Source organism: Pseudomonas fulva, assembly GCF_023517795.1.
Classification (GTDB): Bacteria; Pseudomonadota; Gammaproteobacteria; order Pseudomonadales; family Pseudomonadaceae; genus Aquipseudomonas; species Aquipseudomonas fulva_D.
In genome coordinates this window covers 997,624-1,015,120 of record NZ_CP082928.1, presented here as the reverse complement: position 1 = coordinate 1,015,120, position 17,497 = coordinate 997,624, and the positions used below count along the sequence as shown (strand labels likewise).

The 17,497-nt window shown below is 64.3% G+C and carries 16 protein-coding genes and 2 pseudogenes; 6 read left to right on the top strand and 12 right to left on the bottom strand.

Annotated features, from left to right (window positions below):
* Positions 1 to 18: 18 nt before the first annotated feature.
* From ybeY to miaB, 3 genes are all read right to left on the bottom strand, one after another.
* Positions 19 to 477, bottom strand: coding sequence for an rRNA maturation RNase YbeY (ybeY, locus tag K8U54_RS04590; protein WP_070884135.1), 459 nt, complete (start codon positions 475 to 477; stop codon positions 19 to 21).
* Positions 474 to 1,493 carry a PhoH family protein gene (locus K8U54_RS04585; protein ID WP_249909063.1) on the bottom strand — a complete coding sequence of 340 codons (1,020 nt, stop codon included), beginning with the start codon at positions 1,491 to 1,493 and terminating at the stop codon, positions 474 to 476. The genes ybeY and K8U54_RS04585 overlap by 4 nt, the downstream gene beginning before the upstream one ends.
* A 131-nt stretch (positions 1,494 to 1,624) precedes the next feature.
* Positions 1,625 to 2,959 carry a tRNA (N6-isopentenyl adenosine(37)-C2)-methylthiotransferase MiaB gene (miaB, locus tag K8U54_RS04580; RefSeq protein WP_249909062.1) on the bottom strand — a complete coding sequence of 445 codons (1,335 nt, stop codon included), beginning with the start codon at positions 2,957 to 2,959 and terminating at the stop codon, positions 1,625 to 1,627.
* Between the two features lie 150 nt (positions 2,960 to 3,109).
* On the opposite strand from miaB, the gene K8U54_RS04575 reads away from it, so the two are divergent.
* On the top strand, positions 3,110 to 3,436 hold the full coding sequence (locus K8U54_RS04575; protein WP_249909061.1) for a DUF1820 family protein: 327 nt from the start codon (positions 3,110 to 3,112) through the stop codon (positions 3,434 to 3,436).
* Positions 3,437 to 3,464: 28 nt separating this feature from the next.
* Here K8U54_RS04575 and K8U54_RS04570 read toward each other — a convergent pair whose 3' ends face one another.
* From K8U54_RS04570 to K8U54_RS04555, 4 genes are all read right to left on the bottom strand, one after another.
* The gene (locus K8U54_RS04570) at positions 3,465 to 4,013 is read right to left on the bottom strand and encodes a tetratricopeptide repeat protein (RefSeq protein WP_249909060.1); all 549 of its coding nucleotides are present in this window, start codon (positions 4,011 to 4,013) and stop codon (positions 3,465 to 3,467) included.
* Positions 4,014 to 4,254: 241 nt separating this feature from the next.
* Positions 4,255 to 5,544 (bottom strand): glutamate-1-semialdehyde 2,1-aminomutase, encoded by a 1,290-nt coding sequence (gene hemL / locus K8U54_RS04565; protein WP_249909059.1) that lies wholly within the window; start codon positions 5,542 to 5,544, stop codon positions 4,255 to 4,257.
* A 23-nt stretch (positions 5,545 to 5,567) separates the two neighbouring features.
* Entirely contained in the window at positions 5,568 to 6,209 is a 642-nt protein-coding gene (gene thiE, locus K8U54_RS04560; RefSeq protein WP_249909058.1) for a thiamine phosphate synthase, read from the bottom strand.
* Complete coding sequence (locus tag K8U54_RS04555; RefSeq protein WP_249909057.1) at positions 6,209 to 7,042, bottom strand: bifunctional hydroxymethylpyrimidine kinase/phosphomethylpyrimidine kinase; 834 nt, start codon at positions 7,040 to 7,042, stop codon at positions 6,209 to 6,211. Before K8U54_RS04555 ends, thiE begins: the two co-directional genes overlap by 1 nt.
* Positions 7,043 to 7,573: 531 nt before the next feature.
* Here K8U54_RS04555 and K8U54_RS04550 point away from each other — a divergent pair.
* Both K8U54_RS04550 and K8U54_RS04545 read left to right on the top strand, forming a co-directional pair.
* Positions 7,574 to 8,425 carry an ABC transporter substrate-binding protein gene (locus K8U54_RS04550; RefSeq protein ID WP_249909056.1) on the top strand — a complete coding sequence of 284 codons (852 nt, stop codon included), beginning with the start codon at positions 7,574 to 7,576 and terminating at the stop codon, positions 8,423 to 8,425.
* Positions 8,426 to 8,576: 151 nt separating this feature from the next.
* The gene (locus K8U54_RS04545; protein ID WP_249909055.1) at positions 8,577 to 10,982 is read left to right on the top strand and encodes a hybrid sensor histidine kinase/response regulator; all 2,406 of its coding nucleotides are present in this window, start codon (positions 8,577 to 8,579) and stop codon (positions 10,980 to 10,982) included.
* Between the two features lie 36 nt (positions 10,983 to 11,018).
* Here the strand turns inward: K8U54_RS04545 and K8U54_RS04540 are convergent.
* The 4 genes and pseudogenes from K8U54_RS04540 to K8U54_RS04525 form a co-directional block, all read right to left on the bottom strand.
* Positions 11,019 to 11,817, bottom strand: a pseudogene (locus K8U54_RS04540) (MBL fold metallo-hydrolase).
* A gap of 66 nt (positions 11,818 to 11,883) precedes the next feature.
* Positions 11,884 to 12,636: an OBAP family protein gene (locus K8U54_RS04535; RefSeq protein ID WP_249909054.1), complete on the bottom strand. Its 753-nt coding sequence runs from the start codon at positions 12,634 to 12,636 to the stop codon at positions 11,884 to 11,886.
* A gap of 52 nt (positions 12,637 to 12,688) precedes the next feature.
* Positions 12,689 to 13,198: a DUF4142 domain-containing protein gene (locus K8U54_RS04530; RefSeq protein WP_249909053.1), complete on the bottom strand. Its 510-nt coding sequence runs from the start codon at positions 13,196 to 13,198 to the stop codon at positions 12,689 to 12,691.
* A gap of 185 nt (positions 13,199 to 13,383) precedes the next feature.
* A pseudogene (locus K8U54_RS04525) lies at positions 13,384 to 13,533 on the bottom strand (general stress protein); the annotation flags it as partial.
* A 361-nt stretch (positions 13,534 to 13,894) separates the two neighbouring features.
* Here K8U54_RS04525 and K8U54_RS04520 point away from each other — a divergent pair.
* On the top strand, positions 13,895 to 14,107 hold the full coding sequence (locus tag K8U54_RS04520; RefSeq protein ID WP_249909052.1) for a hypothetical protein: 213 nt from the start codon (positions 13,895 to 13,897) through the stop codon (positions 14,105 to 14,107).
* A gap of 79 nt (positions 14,108 to 14,186) precedes the next feature.
* On the opposite strand, the gene K8U54_RS04515 is transcribed toward K8U54_RS04520, so the two are convergent.
* A complete protein-coding gene (locus tag K8U54_RS04515) occupies positions 14,187 to 14,696 on the bottom strand; it encodes a ferritin-like domain-containing protein (RefSeq protein ID WP_249909051.1) in 510 nt (169 codons plus the stop codon).
* Positions 14,697 to 14,981: 285 nt separating this feature from the next.
* Here K8U54_RS04515 and K8U54_RS04510 point away from each other — a divergent pair, with 285 nt between their 5' ends.
* The gene (locus tag K8U54_RS04510; RefSeq protein WP_249909050.1) at positions 14,982 to 15,863 is read left to right on the top strand and encodes a manganese catalase family protein; all 882 of its coding nucleotides are present in this window, start codon (positions 14,982 to 14,984) and stop codon (positions 15,861 to 15,863) included.
* A 256-nt stretch (positions 15,864 to 16,119) separates the two neighbouring features.
* On the top strand, positions 16,120 to 17,496 hold the full coding sequence (locus K8U54_RS04505; protein ID WP_249909049.1) for an iron-containing redox enzyme family protein: 1,377 nt from the start codon (positions 16,120 to 16,122) through the stop codon (positions 17,494 to 17,496).
* The last annotated feature ends 1 nt before the right edge of the window (position 17,497 follow it).

Here is a 17,497-nt window from a genome sequence, read left to right as displayed (position 1 = left end):
TACTCGGGATCCCTATAGTCATTCATCGCCGGCATACGGGTCGGGATGACCCAGCTCGGCGAGCAATAATCGTTCCAGCGCTTCCATTTCCTCGGCTTCCTCATCCTCAATGTGGTCGTAGCCCAAGAGATGCAAACAGCCGTGTATCACCAGATGCGCCCAGTGCGCATCCAGGGTCTTGCCTTGCTCGACGGCCTCGCGCTCGACCACCGGCACGCAGATCACCAGGTCGCCGAGCAGCGGGATATCCAGTAACTCATCAGGTACGTCGGCCGGAAAGGACAGCACGTTGGTGGCGTAGTCCTTGCCGCGCCAGGTGTGGTTGAGCTCGCGGCCCTCGGCTTCGTCCACCAGGCGGATGGTCAGTTCCGAGTCGGCGCTGCGCTGGCGCAGGGCGATCGCGCACCAGGCCTGGAAATCGGCCTGCGCGGGCAGGCGGCCAGCGACGCTGGCGACCTGCAGGTCCAGTTCGATCATGGCTCGGAACGCGCTCCCGGGTCGTTGTCCGCCGGGCGGCGGTCGAACGGCTGGTGCTCGGCATCGAAGCGCTCGTAGGCCTCGACGATGCGCTGCACCAGGGGATGGCGCACCACGTCCTTGGGCAGGAAGTGGGTGAAGCTGATGCCCGGTACGTCCCTGAGCACTTCGATGACGTGCTTGAGGCCGCTCTTGGTGCCGCGGGGCAGGTCGACCTGGGTCACGTCGCCGGTGATCACCGCGGTGGAGCCGAAACCGATACGGGTCAGGAACATCTTCATCTGTTCCATGGTGGTGTTCTGGCTCTCGTCGAGAATGATGAAGCTGTTGTTCAGCGTGCGGCCGCGCATGTAGGCCAGCGGCGCGACCTCGATCACCTGCTTCTCGATCAGCTTGGCCACCTGCTCGAAGCCGAGCATCTCGTAGAGGGCGTCGTAGAGCGGGCGCAGGTACGGGTCGATCTTCTGCGACAGGTCGCCGGGCAGGAAGCCGAGTTTTTCGCCGGCCTCGACCGCCGGGCGCACCAGCAGGATGCGACGAATCTGCTCGCGCTCCAGGGCGTCCACCGCAGCAGCGACCGCCAGATAGGTCTTGCCGGTACCGGCCGGGCCGATGCCGAAGTTGATGTCGTGGTCGAGGATCGCCTTGACGTAGCGCTGCTGGTTGGCGCCGCGCGGCCGGATCATGCCCTTGCGCGTGCGCAGGGCGACGTCGCCGTGACTGCTGGGGCTGTTGAGTTCCTCGATGCCGGATTCCTGCAGGAACAGGTGCACCATGTCCGGCGACAGCTCGGTGCTGTCGGCCTCACGGTACAGGCGGCGCAGCAGGTTCTCGGCAGAGGTGGTCTGCCCGGGCTCGCCCAGCAGCTCGAACTGGTTGCCGCGGTTGCGGATCTCGATGCCCAGGCGCGATTCGATCAGGCGCAGGTGCTCGTCGAATTGCCCGCTGAGATTGGCGAAGCGCTTGGCTTCGAAGGGTTCGAGGGTGAAGCGATGAGGTGTCGAGGTGGTATTCAAGGTCGTTTTATGGCCGCCGTCGCTGAATGGAAGGGAGAGAATAGCGCTAGCCAGGGACGAGTGAAAGCACGGCCGACAGCCGCGCTACGCCTGGCGCGTCATCGCTGATATGCGGGCAGCCGGCTGATTGTTCAATGGCGCTCGATCAGGGTGCCGCGCAGCGAATGCGGCAGCGCCTCGTCGATATGCACGTCGACGAACTGGCCGATCAGGCGCGGGTTGTCGCACGGGAAGTTGACGAAGCGGTTGTTCTCGGTCTTGCCCTGCAGCTTGCCCGGGTCCTTCTTGGAGAAGTCGCTGACCAGGATGCGCTGCACGCTGCCGACCATGCGCCGGCTGTTCTCGAAGCCCTGCTGGTTGAGGCGGTTCTGCAGGATCTGCAGGCGCTGCTTCTTGACGGCTTCCGGGGTGTCGTCGACCAGGTCGGCCGCTGGCGTGCCGGGGCGGGCGCTGTAGACGAAGGAGTAGGAGAAGTCGAAGCCGACGTCCTGCACCAGTTTCATGGTCTGCTCGAAATCCTTCTCGGTCTCGCCGGGAAAACCGATGATGAAGTCCGAGCTGATGACGATGTCCGGCACCGCGGCCTTGAGCTTGCGGATGCGCGACTTGTATTCCAGCGCGGTGTGGTTGCGCTTCATGGCCGCCAGGATGCGGTCCGAGCCCGACTGCACCGGCAGGTGCAGGAATTTCACCAGTTCCGGGATCTCGGCGTGGGCGCGGATCAGCGCGTCGGAGAATTCCAGCGGATGGCTGGTGGTGTAGCGGATGCGGTCGATGCCGTCGATGGCGGCCACCAGGTACAGCAGCTCGGCGAAGTCGGCGATGCCGCCGTCACGGGTTTCGCCGCGGTAGCCGTTGACGTTCTGGCCGAGCAGGGTCACTTCGCGCACGCCATTTTCGGCCAGGTGGATGATCTCGCCGAGCACGTCGTCCAGCGGACGGCTGACCTCCTCGCCACGGGTGTAGGGCACCACGCAGAAGGTGCAGTACTTGCTGCAGCCTTCCATCACCGAGACGAAGGCGCTGGGGCCGTCCACGCGGGGTTCCGGCAGGCGGTCGAACTTCTCGATTTCGGGGAAGGAAATGTCCACCTGGGCGGTCTTGGTCACCCGCGCGGCATCGATCATTTCCGGCAGGCGGTGCAGGGTCTGCGGGCCGAACACCACGTCGACGTAGGGCGCACGGTCGCGGATCGCCGCGCCTTCCTGGCTGGCCACGCAGCCGCCGACGCCGATCACCAGGTCGGGGTTCTCCAGTTTCAGCTCGCGCCAGCGGCCGAGCTGGGAGAATACCTTGTCCTGGGCCTTCTCGCGGATCGAGCAGGTGTTGAGCAGGATGACGTCGGCATCCTCCGGCCGATCGGTGACTTCCAGGGCCTGATGCTCGCCCAGCAGGTCGACCATGCGCGAGCTGTCGTACTCGTTCATCTGGCAACCGTGGGTTTCGATATAGAGCTTCTTGGTCATGGCGATTCGTCGGCGGTGAAAAAATGACCGCGGATTATAGGAGGGTTGGCCGTTCGAGGCCACAGGCGCAGGACGGGAGGGGCGACGAGGCCATGTGGTGGCGTGCTAAGATTCGCGCCCTTTCATTGCACAGCCAGCCGTTCGTTATCCATGACCAAGCGCGACCCCATCTACAAGGTGATCTTTCTCAATCAGGGCCAGGTGTACGAGATGTACGCCAAGCAGATCTTCCAGAGCGATCTGTGGGGCTTTCTGGAAATCGAGGAATTCGTGTTCGGCGAGCGCTCGCAACTGGTGGTCGATCCCAGCGAGGAGAAGCTCAAGGCGCAGTTCGACGGCGTGGTACGCAGCTTCGTGCCGATGCATTCGGTCGTGCGTATCGACGAGGTGGAGCGTCTCGGCACGCCGAAGATCAGTGAAGCCAAGGGCGGCGGCAACGTCATGCCATTTCCGATGCCGCCCCTGCCGGAGAAGTGAGCGGCCGCAGGCGCTGCTGGCTAGCTGGTTATTTGAGCGGAGCGAACGGCGACAGGCTGTCGGCGGCCTGCAGTTCCTGCAGGTAGTTGCGGAAGATCTGCCCCAGCACCTGGGTGGCGACTTCCTGCTCGGCACGGGGCATCTGCATGGCCACTTCGTCGGCGCCGTCCATCGCTTCGTCCGAGCCGTTGACCGCGGCCATCTTCAGCACGATGTAGGCCTGCACCTTGTTGGCCGCCACGCCTTCGCCGCGAAAGAACATCATGCCCAGACGGTATTGCGCCTGGGCATGGCCCTGCAGGGACGCATGTTCGAACCAGTTCAGCGCCTGGGGCAGGTCGCGCTCGCCGGCGCGGCCCTCGTAGTAGAACTCGCCCAGCTCGTACTGGGCCTGGGCATCGCCCCCTTCGGCGCTCTGTTGGCAGGCTTGCAGCGCGGCGGGCAGGTCTTCGGCGGCGACGTTGAGCGAGCAGCTCCCGGTCGCCGGGATCAGCAATGAGTTTCCATCCGCCACGCCGAGCGTTGGCAGCAGGAGCAACAGGCAGCCCAGGGACAGGGTGCGGCCGGTGCGCTTCATGAAGATCCGGATACCTCGACAGGCTGACAGGTGGATGGATGACGAGGCCAAATGGGCTCGGCATCACATTATGAAATAAGCAGCACCGTTCTTACAAAGTGTTTGCCGGCTTTTCTGCCCCAAGCTGGCGCAAGGGGGCGCACCGGTGCCTGCTATAACGCGTCGATGTGCGGTGGTGGCCTAGCAAAGAACCGCTCGGGCCACCTGCCGTTCACCCCAGGCGCCGAACGGCGCCGGTCGGTCACGCCTGTTTGAGGGCGGCGAAGGCGCGCTCGGCGGCGTCCAGGGTCAGTTTCAGCTCGGCCTTGCCATGGGCGATGGAGGTGAAGCCGGCCTCGAAGGCGCTTGGTGCCAGGTATACGCCGCCGTCGAGCATCAGGTGGAAGAAGCGCTTGAAGCGCTCGGCATCGCTGGCCATCACGTCATCGAAAGTAACGATATCGTCGGCGCCGCTGAAGTACAGGCCGAACATGCCACCTGCCTGGGTGGTGACGAACGGGATGCCGGCGGCATCGGCGCGATCCTGCAGGCCCTGCAGGAGGCGGCTGGTGTAGTCGGTCAGTTCGGCGTGGAAGCCCGGGCGGCTGATCAGCTTCAGGGTGGTCAGGCCGGCGGCCATGGCCAGCGGGTTACCCGACAGGGTGCCGGCCTGGTAGACCGGGCCGAGGGGGGCGATGCGCTCCATGATCGCGCGCTTGCCGCCAAAGCAGCCCACCGGCATGCCGCCGCCGACGATCTTGCCGAAGGTCGACAGGTCCGGGGTGACGCCGTAGTGCGCCTGGGCGCCGCCGAGGGCGACGCGGAAACCGGTCATCACCTCGTCGAAGATCAGCACCACGCCGTGCTGGTCGCACTGCTCGCGCAGGCCCTCGAGAAAGCCCGGCGCCGGCGGTACGCAGTTCATGTTGCCGGCCACCGGCTCGACGATGATGCAGGCCACGCTGTTGCCCACTTCGCTGAGGGTCTTCTCGACCGCGGCGATGTCGTTGAACGGCAGGGTCAGGGTGTGTTTGGCGAAATCCGCCGGCACCCCCGCCGAGCTGGGGACGCCCTGGGTCAGCAGGCCGGAACCGGCCTTGACCAGCAGGCTGTCGGAGTGGCCGTGGTAGCAGCCTTCGAACTTGATGATCGCGTCGCGGCCGGTGTAGCCACGGGCCAGGCGGATGGCGCTCATGGTCGCCTCGGTGCCCGAGCTGACCATGCGCACCATCTCCATGGACGGCACGATGGAGCAGACCAGGTCGGCCATCTCGGTTTCCATGGCGGTCGGCGCACCGTAAGACAGGCCGTGGTCGAGCTGCTTGCGCACCGCGTCGAGTACTTCAGGGTGGCTGTGGCCGAGAATCATCGGGCCCCAGGAACCGACGTAGTCGACATAGCGCTTGTCGTCTTCATCGGTGACGTAGGCGCCTTCGGCGTGCTTGAAGAACAGCGGCGTGCCGCCCACGCTCCTGAACGCGCGGACCGGGGAATTGACACCACCGGGAATGTGTTTCTGGGCGTTGGCGAACAGCGTTTCGGAGCGGGACATAAGGTTCTCCTGAAAAAGGTAGGTCAGTTCGATTCGAACAGCGCGCTGAAGGCGCGCGCGCGGCGCTCCACTTCGGCAGCCGAATCGGCAGCGAACAGGGCGTGGATCACGGCGATCATGCTGGCGCCGCGCTCGATCAGCGGGGCAGCGTTATGCAGGTCGACGCCACCGATGGCGACAATCGGCAGCGCCACGCGGGCTTTGGCAGTCTCGAGCAGATCCAGGGTGGCGGCGGGGGCGCCGGGTTTGGTCAGTGAATTGAAGAAGCGGCCGAAGGCCACATAGCTGGCGCCTTCGCGGGCGGCCTGCTCGGCCAGGGTCAGCTGGGCGTGACAGGTGCCGCCGATGATCGCCTGGCGGCCGAGCAGGGCGCGGGCGGCGGCCAGCGAGCCGTCTTCCTGACCGAGGTGCAGGCCGACACCCAGGCGCGCCGCCAGTTCGGCGTCATCATTAATGATCAGCGTGGCACCGTAGTTCTCGCACAGCGTGCGCAGGGCCTCGGCCTCGCGCAGGCGGCGGGCTTCGTCGGTGGATTTGTCGCGGTACTGCAACAGGCGCGCGCCGCCGGCCAGGGCCGCTTCCACGTAAGGCAGCAGCTTGCCGCCGGCCAGCAGTTCGCTGTCGGTGATGGCGTACAGGCCGCGCAGCTTGCCGGGCGCTGCCATCAGCTGAAATCCAGCGGCAGACGGCGCGGCACGAACTGGCCGCGGCCGGGTTGTTCGGCGTCGCGCAGGGTGCGCCAGGTGTAATCCAGGGCGGTTTTCACCGCGCCGATCAGGTCCTGGCCGAGCGCTAGGCGGCCGGCCAGGGTGCTGGCCAGAGTGCAGCCCGAGCCGTGATAGCTGCCGGGCAGGCGCGCGCAGGTGAAATCGTGGCGGCTGCCATCGCGCAGGTACAGGCGGTTGTGTACTTCGCTTTCGTCGCCGTGGCCGCCGGTGATCAGCAAGTGCTCGATATAGGGCAGCAGCTTCTCGGCGCACTGATCAGCGCTGCCATCGGGCAGTTCGGCGAGGATGCGCGCTTCGGGCAGGTTCGGTGTGGCGATGGTGGAAACGGCGAACAGCCGCTCGCGCATGGCGAAGCCGACGTCCTCCTTGCCCAGGGCGCCGCCGCCACCGGCGCGCAGTACCGGGTCGCAGACCAGCGGCACACCGGGCAGCTGGTCCATGATCATCAGCACGGTGTCGACCATCTCCACCGAACCGAGCATGCCCAGCTTGACCGCCGCCACCGGCATGTCGGCGATCACCGCATGGGCCTGGGCCAGTACCCAGTCACGGTCGAGCACCCTGAAGTCGCTGACGTCGACGGTGTCCTGCACGGTCAGTGCGGTGACCGCCGGGGCCGCGTGGCAGCCCTGGGCGAGCAGCGCTTCGATGTCGGCCTGTAGGCCGGCGCCGCCGCTCGGGTCATGGCCGGACAGGCACAGCACCACCGGACGCGACGGGGCGAGGCGGGCGGTGCTGCGGGGGTAATCGGGGAGGCCAAAGTCGATCATCTGTGTCGCGGGTTCCGGTTTACAGGTACGGCGGTGGCCGCGGTACCGGGTTGATCGGGCTCGCACCGGCACATGGCAGGCGGCATTTGGATGGGGCGCGAGCTTAACATTTTATGGGCGGCGATGAGGCGGGGCCGGTTCGGCGGTCTGCCGTGGTCGACTACGCTAGGGCCTGTTAACGCTACCGCGCCAGCCGCGTTGCCGCGAAAAATCTCGCCAGGTTAGGCGGAGGACGCAGGGAATGGTTGTTCCCTTGCCAAGTCCTCCAACAACGCCTGGCGAGATTTTGCGCGCAACCCTAAGGGCCGGGCCCGTTTTGCCGCGATGCGGCGTTTCTCGCCGGCTCATTTAGCCCGCTAAACTTCGCGGCTCGTGCCTTGCCTCGCGGCAAAACGGGCTCCGGCGCGGTCGTGCGGAAGCGTTAACAGGCCCTAAGCCCTTGAGCCCCGGGAGGGGTGTTTGTAGGATGGCCGTGCCTCGCGATGGCGGGGCGTGCACATTCCTTGATAAGCAGGGCAGAAGGCGCCTGGCATGAACAATCTGTTGCGTGGTGTCGCGTTGCTGCTGTGCCTGCTGCCGGGCCTGGCCCGGGCCGAGCCGCGGGTGGTGGCGCTGAGCTGGGAGGCCACCGAACACCTGCTCAAGCTCGATATCACGCCGGTCGCCGTGGCCGATGCCGATCGCTACCGCGCCCAGGTGGCGCGCCCGCCGTTACCGGCCCGGGTGCCCAGCGCGGGATCGCTGCGCGCGCCGGATCTCGAACAACTGGCCGCTTTCAAGCCGGATCTGATCGTCATCGGCGAGCCGCTGGAAGGCATGCGCGCGCAGCTGGCGCGCTTTGCCCCGGTCACCGCCTATGGCAGCCTGTCCCAGGAACACGACAGTTACCTGGTCGCCCGTGACGACTATCTGGCCCTGGCCCAGCGCTTCGGCCGTGAGGATCATGCGCTGCGCGAATTGGCGGCCATGCAGGTGCAGGTCGATGAACTGCATCGCCAACTGGTCGAACATTTTCGCGGGCACCTGCCCAAGGTCGTGGTGATCCGCTTCACCTCGCCGGATACGGTGCGTGTCGATGGCGGCGACTCGATGATCGACCACGCCCTGCAGCAGCTGCACCTGCAGTCCGCCTACCCGCAACCGCGCGAGGCGGTGGTGCCGGTGCAGGCCCTGGCGAGCATCGAGGAGGGCGTGGTGCTGTATATCGAGCCGTTCGCCGGGCAGGCGCAGCTGTTCGCCACGCGCGAATGGCGGGCCATGCCCTTCGTGCGCGCCGACCGCTTCGCGGCGATGCCCGACACCTGGGCCCACGGCGGCGTGTTTTCCATCCAGTACCTGGCCGAGGCCATCGCCAAGGCCCTGCTGAGCCTGCCGGCGCCCTGAGCTGACGTCCGGTCGTCATGGCGCTTGCGATGCGCGTTCGGCAGCCATAGAGTTGCCGGCATTCATACATATGTCGAGCCGTGAACGGCTGCATCCTATCGACGGCGTGGGGCCTCGCGATGCGGCACAACAGGGCCATCTGCGGGGCTGCATGCGTTTCTTCCTGATCCTTCTCCTGGCGCTGTGTCCGCTGCTGGCCAGTGCCGCCAGCCCGGCGGTCTTCGACGAGCGCACCCGCGTCTTGCCGCTCGGCGAGCACATGGCGGTGTTCGAGGACGTGCGCGGCGACAAGACCATCGATGACATCACGTCCAGCGCCCTGCAGGGCAGCTTCCGGCAGCACGACAAGGCGGTGCTGAACGCCGGGTATTCGCGCTCGGCGTTCTGGCTGCGCATCGATCTGCAGTATCGGCCCCGCGCCACGGCCAGCGGCAATCCGCAAAGCTGGCTGCTGGAACTGGCCTATCCGCCGCTGGACCACCTGGAGCTCTACGAAGAGGGCGCCGATGGCCGCTTTCACCTCAGCCATCGCACCGGCGATGCCTTGCCCTTCTCCAGTCGCGAAATCCGCCAGAACAATTACCTGTTCACCCTCGACTTCCAGCCCGAGCAGGTGCGTCGCGTCTACCTGCGCCTGGAAAGCCAGGGTTCGATCCAGGCGCCGCTGAGCCTGTGGTCGCCGGCCGCCTACCTGGAGGAGCAGCCGGCGCGCATCTACGTGCTGGGCATCATCTACGGCGTGTTGCTGGTGATGCTGATCTACAACCTGTTCATCTTCATCAGCGTGCGCGACACCAGCTACCTGTATTACATCTTCTACATCGCCTCGTTCGGCCTGTATCAGGTGTCGGTCAATGGCGCCGGCATCGAGTTCCTGTGGCCCGACAGCCCCTGGTGGGCCAACGCGGCTACGCCGTTCCTGATTGGTGCGACGGCGTTGTTCGGCTGCCAGTTCGCGCGCAGCTTCCTGCACACCCGCGAGCACAGCCCCTGGGTGGACCGCAGCCTGTTGTTGCTGATGCTCTGGGGCGTGCTGGTGATGGTGTTGGCACTGTGCGCCACCTATGCCTTGTCGCTGCGCCTGGCCACCGTGCTGGCCCTGGTGTTCACCCTGGTGGTGCCCATCGCCGGCGCACTGGCCTGGTGGCGCGGCATGCGGGTGGCGCGCTACTTCCTGATCGCCTGGGCGGCGTTCCTGCTCGGCGGCGTGGTCAACACGCTGATGGTGCTCGGCTACCTGCCCAACGTGTTCCTGACCATGTACGCCAGCCAGATCGGCAGCGCCATCGAGGTGGCGTTGCTGTCACTGGCCCTGGCCGACCGCATCAATGCCATGAAGGAGGAGCGTGCGCGCATCCTGCAGAGTGCCAGTGCCAAGCTGGAGGCGCTCAATCACGAGCTGGCCGACAGCAACCGCCTCAAGGATGACTTCCTGGCCACCGTGACCCATGAGCTGCGCACGCCGATGAACGGCGTGATCGGCTCGCTGGAGCTGATGCAGACCCTGCGTCTGGATCCCGAGGCGGAGCAGTACCAGAAGACCGCGACCCGCTCGGCGCGGGACATGATGCAGATGGTCAACGACATCCTCGCCCTCACCGAGCTGCAGGCCGGCCGGCTCTATCCGCGGCGGGAAACCTTCAGCCTGCGCGGGCTGTTCGACGGCCTGTGCGCGAGTTTCGAAGGCCGCGCCCGGGGCAAGGGCCTGGATTTCAAGCTGGACCTCGACGAGCGCCTGCCCGATACGGTCGAAGGCGACGGCCAGAAGCTGGCCCAGGCGCTGGGCTACCTGCTCGACAATGCCATCAAGTTCACCTCGGTGGGCACGGTGCGCCTGCGGGTACGCGGCGCGGCTCAGGCTGCAGCGGACAGCCTGCCGCTGAGCATCGAGGTGATCGATGCCGGCATCGGCCTGGAGAATGTCCGGGAAACCGACCTGTACCGTCGTTTCCATCAGCTCGACACCTCGATGACCCGCGAATACGGCGGCTTGGGCATTGGCTTGAGCATCTGTCGCCAGCTGGTCGACCTGCTCGGTGGCAGCCTCGCCTACGAGCCCAATCGTGCCGGTGCGGGCGGCAGTATCTTTCGTCTCGACCTGACCCTGGCGCTGCCCGTGCAAAAGCCCGCCGAGCAGCCGACGGTACGGCGCAGCGCCGGCACTGCGGTACGCGCGCCGGAGCAGTGCACGGTGCTGGTGGTCGAGGACAACGCCATCAACCAGTTGGTGATCCGCGGCATGCTGCTCAAGCTCGGCTACCGCGTGCGCACCGCGGACAATGGCAACGAAGCGCTGGAGTACCTGCAGCGTGAGACCATCGACGCGGTGCTGCTCGATTGCCAGATGCCGGTGATGGACGGCTTCGCCACCTGCCGCGCCCTGCGCCAGTTGCCCGCCTGCGCCGAGCTGCCGGTGCTGGCGATCACCGCCCACAGCCAATCGGGTGACCGCGAACGTTGCCTGGCAGCGGGGATGAGTGATTACCTGGCCAAGCCGGTGAAGTTCGACGAGCTGCGCGTGCTGCTGCACGACTGGGTGTTGTGCCGCACGGCCTGACGGCCCGCTTGCCTGGTCACCGGGCGCTGCGCGGGCCTATGGATAGCGCGCCAGCTCGCGGGCATCGTGGCTGCAGAAGATGTCCAGCTGCGGCTGCTCCAGCGACAGGGCTCGCAAGCGGTGCTGGTTGAGCACCCGCCGGTCGTGGTCGGTGTCCATCAACCGCTGATACAGGCGCAGCCCGGGCGGGCACCGGCGCGAGGCCTGGCCGATCTCGTGGCGAAAGAAGTAGGCATCGCCCGCATGCAGCACCCAGCCATCTTCGCCCCGCACGGCGATGCCCGCATGACCGGCCGCGCAGCGGAATCAGCAGCACATCGTCGATCACGCTGCGCACCGACTCGAATCCGTACCACTGATCACCTTCTTCCCGGTACAGCTGCCAGCGACTGATGCCACGCCATTGCACCGGGACGAAGCGGCGGCGCGGCAGAAAGCCTCGGAGCTGTTGCACCGCGGCGTGTTCGTCGTGCATCAGGTGAACGGTGGCATTGGGAAAGTCGGCCAGGCCACCGGCGTGATCGAAGTCCAGGTGGGTGAGCAGGATGTGGCGCACGTCCGCTGCCTGAAAGCCCAGCTTGCGCAGTTGCGCAACCGCCGTGCGTGCCGGATCGAACTGGATATTGTTGAGCAACCGGAACATCCGGCTCAGCCGCGACGGATCGCCCACGTCACCTTCGCCAAAACCGGTATCGACCAGCACCAGGCCGTCGCGCTCGGTCTCCAGCAACAGGCAGTGACAGCACAGGTGAGCCCTGGGCCCTTTGCTGAAACCGTCGAACAGCGCGCCGCCAAAGGGGCACATGCAGCCGCAATCGAGATGATGGATCCTGATCATGGCCATGCCCATTGTGCCGAGCGCGCCGCCGTCCATAGCAAGGCGGCACGGCCAGGCGGCTGGTCAATGATGGACATGGGCACCGGTGGGGTCTTCGATCTGGAACACCTTGCCCTTCTGCCAGGCATCGGCACCGGGGAGCACCGCGGGTCGTTCGATGTCGGCGCGGTTCTGGCGTTTTTTCGCACTGTCGATGCCAAAGCGCCGGTCGCGCTCCTCGACCATGCGTGGATCCGCCTGGCCATCGGCGGTGAAGCCCATCATCAGCTGCGGCACGCCGAGTGGCAGGCTCTTCTTCTGATCGGTATGCCAGGTGTGCCAGGTCTTGCCGTAGGTGCGTACCAGCTTGCGCATCAGCGCATGCTCGGCGGTCTCGGGAATGCCGGGGGCCACCAGCTGGCCCGACTTCACCTCATGCACGTGGCTGTGCCAGAGCGTCTTTTCCTCTTCGGGCAGGGTCTTGAACAGCTGTTCGCTGATGATGTACTCGACGCCCATCAGCTTGGCGTCCTTGACGTTGCCGTCGTAGATCACGCACTGAATCAGTTCTTCGCTGAGCACGGAGCAGTAATGGTGGGCTTCCATCTGCGCGTCCTGCCTGCCGTTGTAGAAGTGGAAGCCGTCGAGGTAGGCGTTCAGCGCGGCGACGGGGGGATGGGATTGCAGCGCCGCGGCGCCCGCTTCCAGCAAACGGGTATCGGCTCTGGCCGGGGCGCCTTCGACGCCGACGTTGGAATGACTCTTGGTGGCGATGCAGCCGCTCAGCGGCACAATGGCCAAAAAGGGCAGCAGCGCCAGGCCCATTCGCGCGATCATGGTGATCTCCAAACATGCCTGAGCCCGGCATTCGCCAGGCTCAGGGCTGAAATTACTGGCGAGTCTGGCTTTGCAGCTCTTTGGCCATCTCCAGGTGATGCTCCAGCTTGGGCAGGGTTTTCTTGGCCCAGGCGCTGACTTCGGCATCATCCGAGGCTGCCGCCTTCTGGTACAGCTCGATGGCCTGTTCGTGGGCGACTACCTGGTTGTTCGCGTAGGCCTTGTCGAAATTCTCGCCGTCGCGTACCTGCAGAATCATGGCCTTGGCCTTGTTCATCAGCTCGGCGTCATCGGAGACCTGAAGGTTCTTCTTCTCGGCCAGTGCCTTGAGCTCATCGTTGGCACGAGTGTGATCATCGATCATGGTTTGGGCGAATTTCTTGACTTCGGCATGGCTGCCTTTCTCGAGTGCCAGCTTGCTGGTCTCGATTTCGGCGATGCCTTTGGCCGACGCTTCTTCGGCGAAGTCGTTGGCGCTGACCTTGTCGGCCGCCTGGGCAAGGCCGGCGAAGCCCAAGAGCAGGGCGGCGGTTGCGCTGATCAATACACCTGTGCGTTTCATGATGACTCCTTGATAAGTCGTGACCGCGGCTGTCGCCGCACTTTGCGGCAATGGCAGTGGCCCGCTGTCGATTGGCATGAATTGATAAAGGAAATGGGATTAACGAAGCGGTCTTTTATTCATCGGCAGACCGCTTCGTTAATTAGTCGAAGAAGGGAGGGTTGGATCCCTCCCGTTCTCCACGCTTATCGTCCGCCATGGCTGTTGGAGCCACCTTTACGACCGGCTTCGGATGCCTTTTCACGATCATTGGCAAAGTTGCCGCCAGAGCTCTGGCCGCCTTTCTTGCCGGCTTCGCTGGCTTTTTCACGATCGTTAGCGAAGTTGCCTGAATTGTTATTTCCGGTATTAGCCATTTCTCTATCCTCTCGGTATGGCCTGCCATCAGCGGCAGGTAAAAGTTCGAGAGAGCGGTGATGCGGAATGTTCGAATAAAAAAGTGCTGATGGCGATGAATGGTAAAAGTGATGGTGTTGTGATAGTGAGCTGTATAAGGATTGTATATGAAGTGCGCTGCTCCGCTTGCTGTCATTGTGCCGCTGCTTGACTCGTCGTTAAAACTTTTATGTGTCGAACGCGAGCGCCTCTAGAGAGTCAGCATTGTTGTGCTTGGCATGTTGTTATTTCCATGGCATTAAATTCGTCGCAGCCTTGTGCGGACTTTACGCAAGGCCGACTTGATAGCGAGGCATCACCATGAAAGAGCAGATATTTCTGATCAATTACATATGCGATAACCAGCCGATGCATCTGGAAGTATCATCCGACGCCGAGACCATGACGGTGGAGCAGGCGCAACAGCACGTGCAGAACGAGGGCGCCAAGGGGCGCATCACCGACGTGCAGGTCAGCAAGATCACCCGTACCCACGAGCCAGGCACCACGCCCGGTCACCACCAGCAGCCTTGAGCACCGAGCTTGAGCCGCAATGCAGGAAGCCGGCGCATGCGCCGGCTTCCTGCAAGATCTCGCGGACCCTATCGAATGCCTAGCGCTTGGCCTCCAGGCCAGGCGTGTCGGAGCGATCCAGAAAGGCCTGGCTCAATTCCGGCAGGTGTTCGCGCAGCCATTCGGCCATGGCGATTTCCTGCTGCAGGATGGTTTCGCAGTCCTGCTGGGTCTGGGTATCACCCACGGCCTTGGCGGCCGTGATCAATACCGTGTAAGAGGCGATTTCCAGGGTCTCGAAGACATAACCCGACATGGCCCCTTTGACGACCTCGTCGCTCATGACCATGCCACCCATGGCCTGGCCGAACGCCATCAGCTTGCCGCTGAAATCCTTCAAGGTGGAGGGCTCGCTACCGAGGCGAGTCAATGCCCGTTCCAGGGCCTCGCGCTGGCCCACCGTTTCTTCGATATGTTTTTCGATGCGCGTGCGCAACTTCGGATAATTATGCAGGCGCTCTTTTTGTGCTGTCAGCATCTGCTCCGCTTGTTGTTCCATGGCATGGGCATCGCGTAGCCAGCTCACCAGGTTTTCGCGTTTCGTGGTCATGATCGGATCTCGCGGTTATAGACAAGTACTGTTCCGAGGCGGCACCCGTTGTGCAGGTTCATTACTTTTCGCCAGCGGTATTGAACGAAACGCTATCAAGCGAAACGGCAAGGCGCAGGCAGGCTGGAAGTTGCCGTTTCGCTTAATAGGAATTGCCGTTTCGCTTAATTGTAAAGTTTGTTTTTGCTTGAACTCGATGCGCACTTTCGCATTCGGTATTACATGCCCGATGAGGGCGAGGAGCTGAACCATGAAGGGAATGATTACCGGTGAGGAGAACAGTCCATGTTCGTACATAACAAGCGATTGCAATACACGGTAAGAGTTGCCGGCCCCAATCCGGGCCTGGCAAATTTGCTGCTCGAACAATTCGGCGGCCCTCAGGGCGAACTGGCTGCAGCCATGCGTTATTTCACCCAAGGCCTGGCCGAAGACGATGCAGGCCGCAAGGATCTGCTGCTGGACATCGCCACCGAAGAACTCAGCCACCTGGAAATCATCGGTTCGATCGTCGGCATGCTCAACAAGGGTGCCAAGGGTGATCTGGCCGAGGCCGTGGAAGAGGAGGCGGCGCTGTACCGCTCGCTGACCGAGGGCGGCAACGACTCGCACATCACCTCGCTGCTGTACGGCGGTGGCCCGGCGCTGACCAATTCCGCCGGGGTGCCCTGGACAGCGGCCTACATCGACACCATCGGCGAGCCGACGGCGGATTTCCGTTCCAATATCGCCGCCGAAGCCCGGGCCAAGATCGTCTACGAGCGGCTGATCAACGTGACCGATGACCCGGGCATCAAGGATGCGCTGGCGTTCCTGATGACCCGTGAGCTGGCGCACCAGAAGTCCTTCGAGAAGGCGCTGCATGCCATCCAGCCGAACTTCCCGCAAGGCAAGCTGCCGGGCGTGCCGGAGTTCACCAGTGTGTACTTCAACATGTCCCAGGGTGACGAGGATCGCCGTGGGCCGTGGAACGAGGGTGATCAGTGGGAGTTCGTCGCCGATCCGCAACCGGCGGTCGATGGTGGCGATGGCACCGCCCAGGTCATGCTGCCGGCCAAGCAGGCTGAAACCCTGCTGCAGATGGCCAAGCGCACCGCTTCGGATCCGACGCTGGATTCGATCACCGGTGCTGACCTCGGCTCGGGCGCAGCGCGCAAACCCGAGTAAGGGCCGGCCTCACTGCCGGAGGGCAGGGCCACAGCCAGGCGAGCGATGCTCGGCCTGGCTTTTTTGTGCCTGATCCTGCGCGAGGCGCCGGCTGCATGGCGGTGACCGCTGATCCTTCAGGTTGAATCTTTTCTCGTCCGGCCTTCTCCCAATTTCATAAGGCCATGACGCGTCGCTCGCGCGGCCATTCCAAGAATCGATCGAGCGCCGCCTCGTTTCACCGGTGCTCCTGAACTGCCCACGCAAGGCTCCGACCATGACGACTTTGATGCCGATCTTCACCACGTCCAGCCAAAGCTGCAATTTCCTTCAGGCCGGTCCCGCTCGCACGCTGTACGAGCGTCTTTTGCAACCCGAGCTGGACGAGGGCGCGCTGAACGAGGCGCGCAGCTTCCTGGACGGCCAGCTGGCCAAGGCCCAGGCGTTGCCTTGCGACGTGCCTGAGCAGCCCGAAGCGCTGCTGGACTGGATGCGTAGTGCCGCGCTGCGCACCACCGAGGCCTATGGGCAGTACCTGCAGGAGCGGCGCCAGGGTGCGCCACGGCGGTACTTCCACGATCGCGCCCATGCCCTGTATTTCCTGCGTCACGTCGCGCCCACCAAGCTGGTGGATGGGGCCTGGCTGTACGGGTTGCTCCGGCATTGGCAGGAGCTGCGCCTGCGTCCTCTGCTGCGTACCTACCTCGAAGAACTGGGCGACGGCGTTCCGGCCATGAACCACGTGGTGCTCTACAAGCAACTGCTGGCTCAGCATGGCTGTGACGAACTGGCCGAACTGGAAGACGAGCACTTTCTGCAGGGTGCCCAGCAACTGGCGCTGGGGCATCTGGCCGATGATTACCTGCCCGAGGTGATCGGCTACAACCTGGGCTACGAACAGCTGCCGTTGCACCTGCTGATCACCAGCTACGAGCTCACCGAGCTGGATGTCGATCCCTATTACTTCCAGTTGCACGTGACCATCGACAATGCCAGTACCGGCCATGCCCAGAAAGCCGTGCAGGCGGTGCTGGAAAACCTGCCGGTGGTTGGCGATCGGGATGCGTTCTACCGCCGCGTGATACGTGGCTACCAGCTCAACGACCTGGGCATCGGCTCTACCGCGGTGATCGCCGCCTTCGATCTCGAAGACGAGGTGTGCGCCATGCTCGAGCGCAAGCGCGAGGTGGCCACCCAGGTGCACTCCGATTACTGCCGAATCGAAGGGCGCACCGTCAATGAATGGCTCAGCGAGCCCGGTCAGGTGCGTGCCTTTCTCGAAGCCCTGCAGAAGCGTGGTTGGATCCGCCGCGACGAGGACCCGCAGAACAGTCGCTTCTGGCAGCTGGTACAGGGCGATCGAGCCGCCATGTTCGGTGTGTTCAGCAGCTATGAGCTGCAGTTGCTGCATGACTGGATCGCCGGTAGCTGGGCGCCAGCGCGCACCCGTGGTCGTCCACGTCGCCGTCCGGCAGCGGCGGGCGGCGAACAGGCCATGGGCCTGGACGACGAAGCCCAGGCGCTGCATGCGGCACTGCGCGGCATGCCGGCTCAACAGCAGGCCAGCAAGCTGATCGAGCTGATGTCGCCCGCCAGCCATTTCACGCCGGCAGGGCTGCTGGCCACGCGCCTGTTCAACGCCTATCTCCAATAAT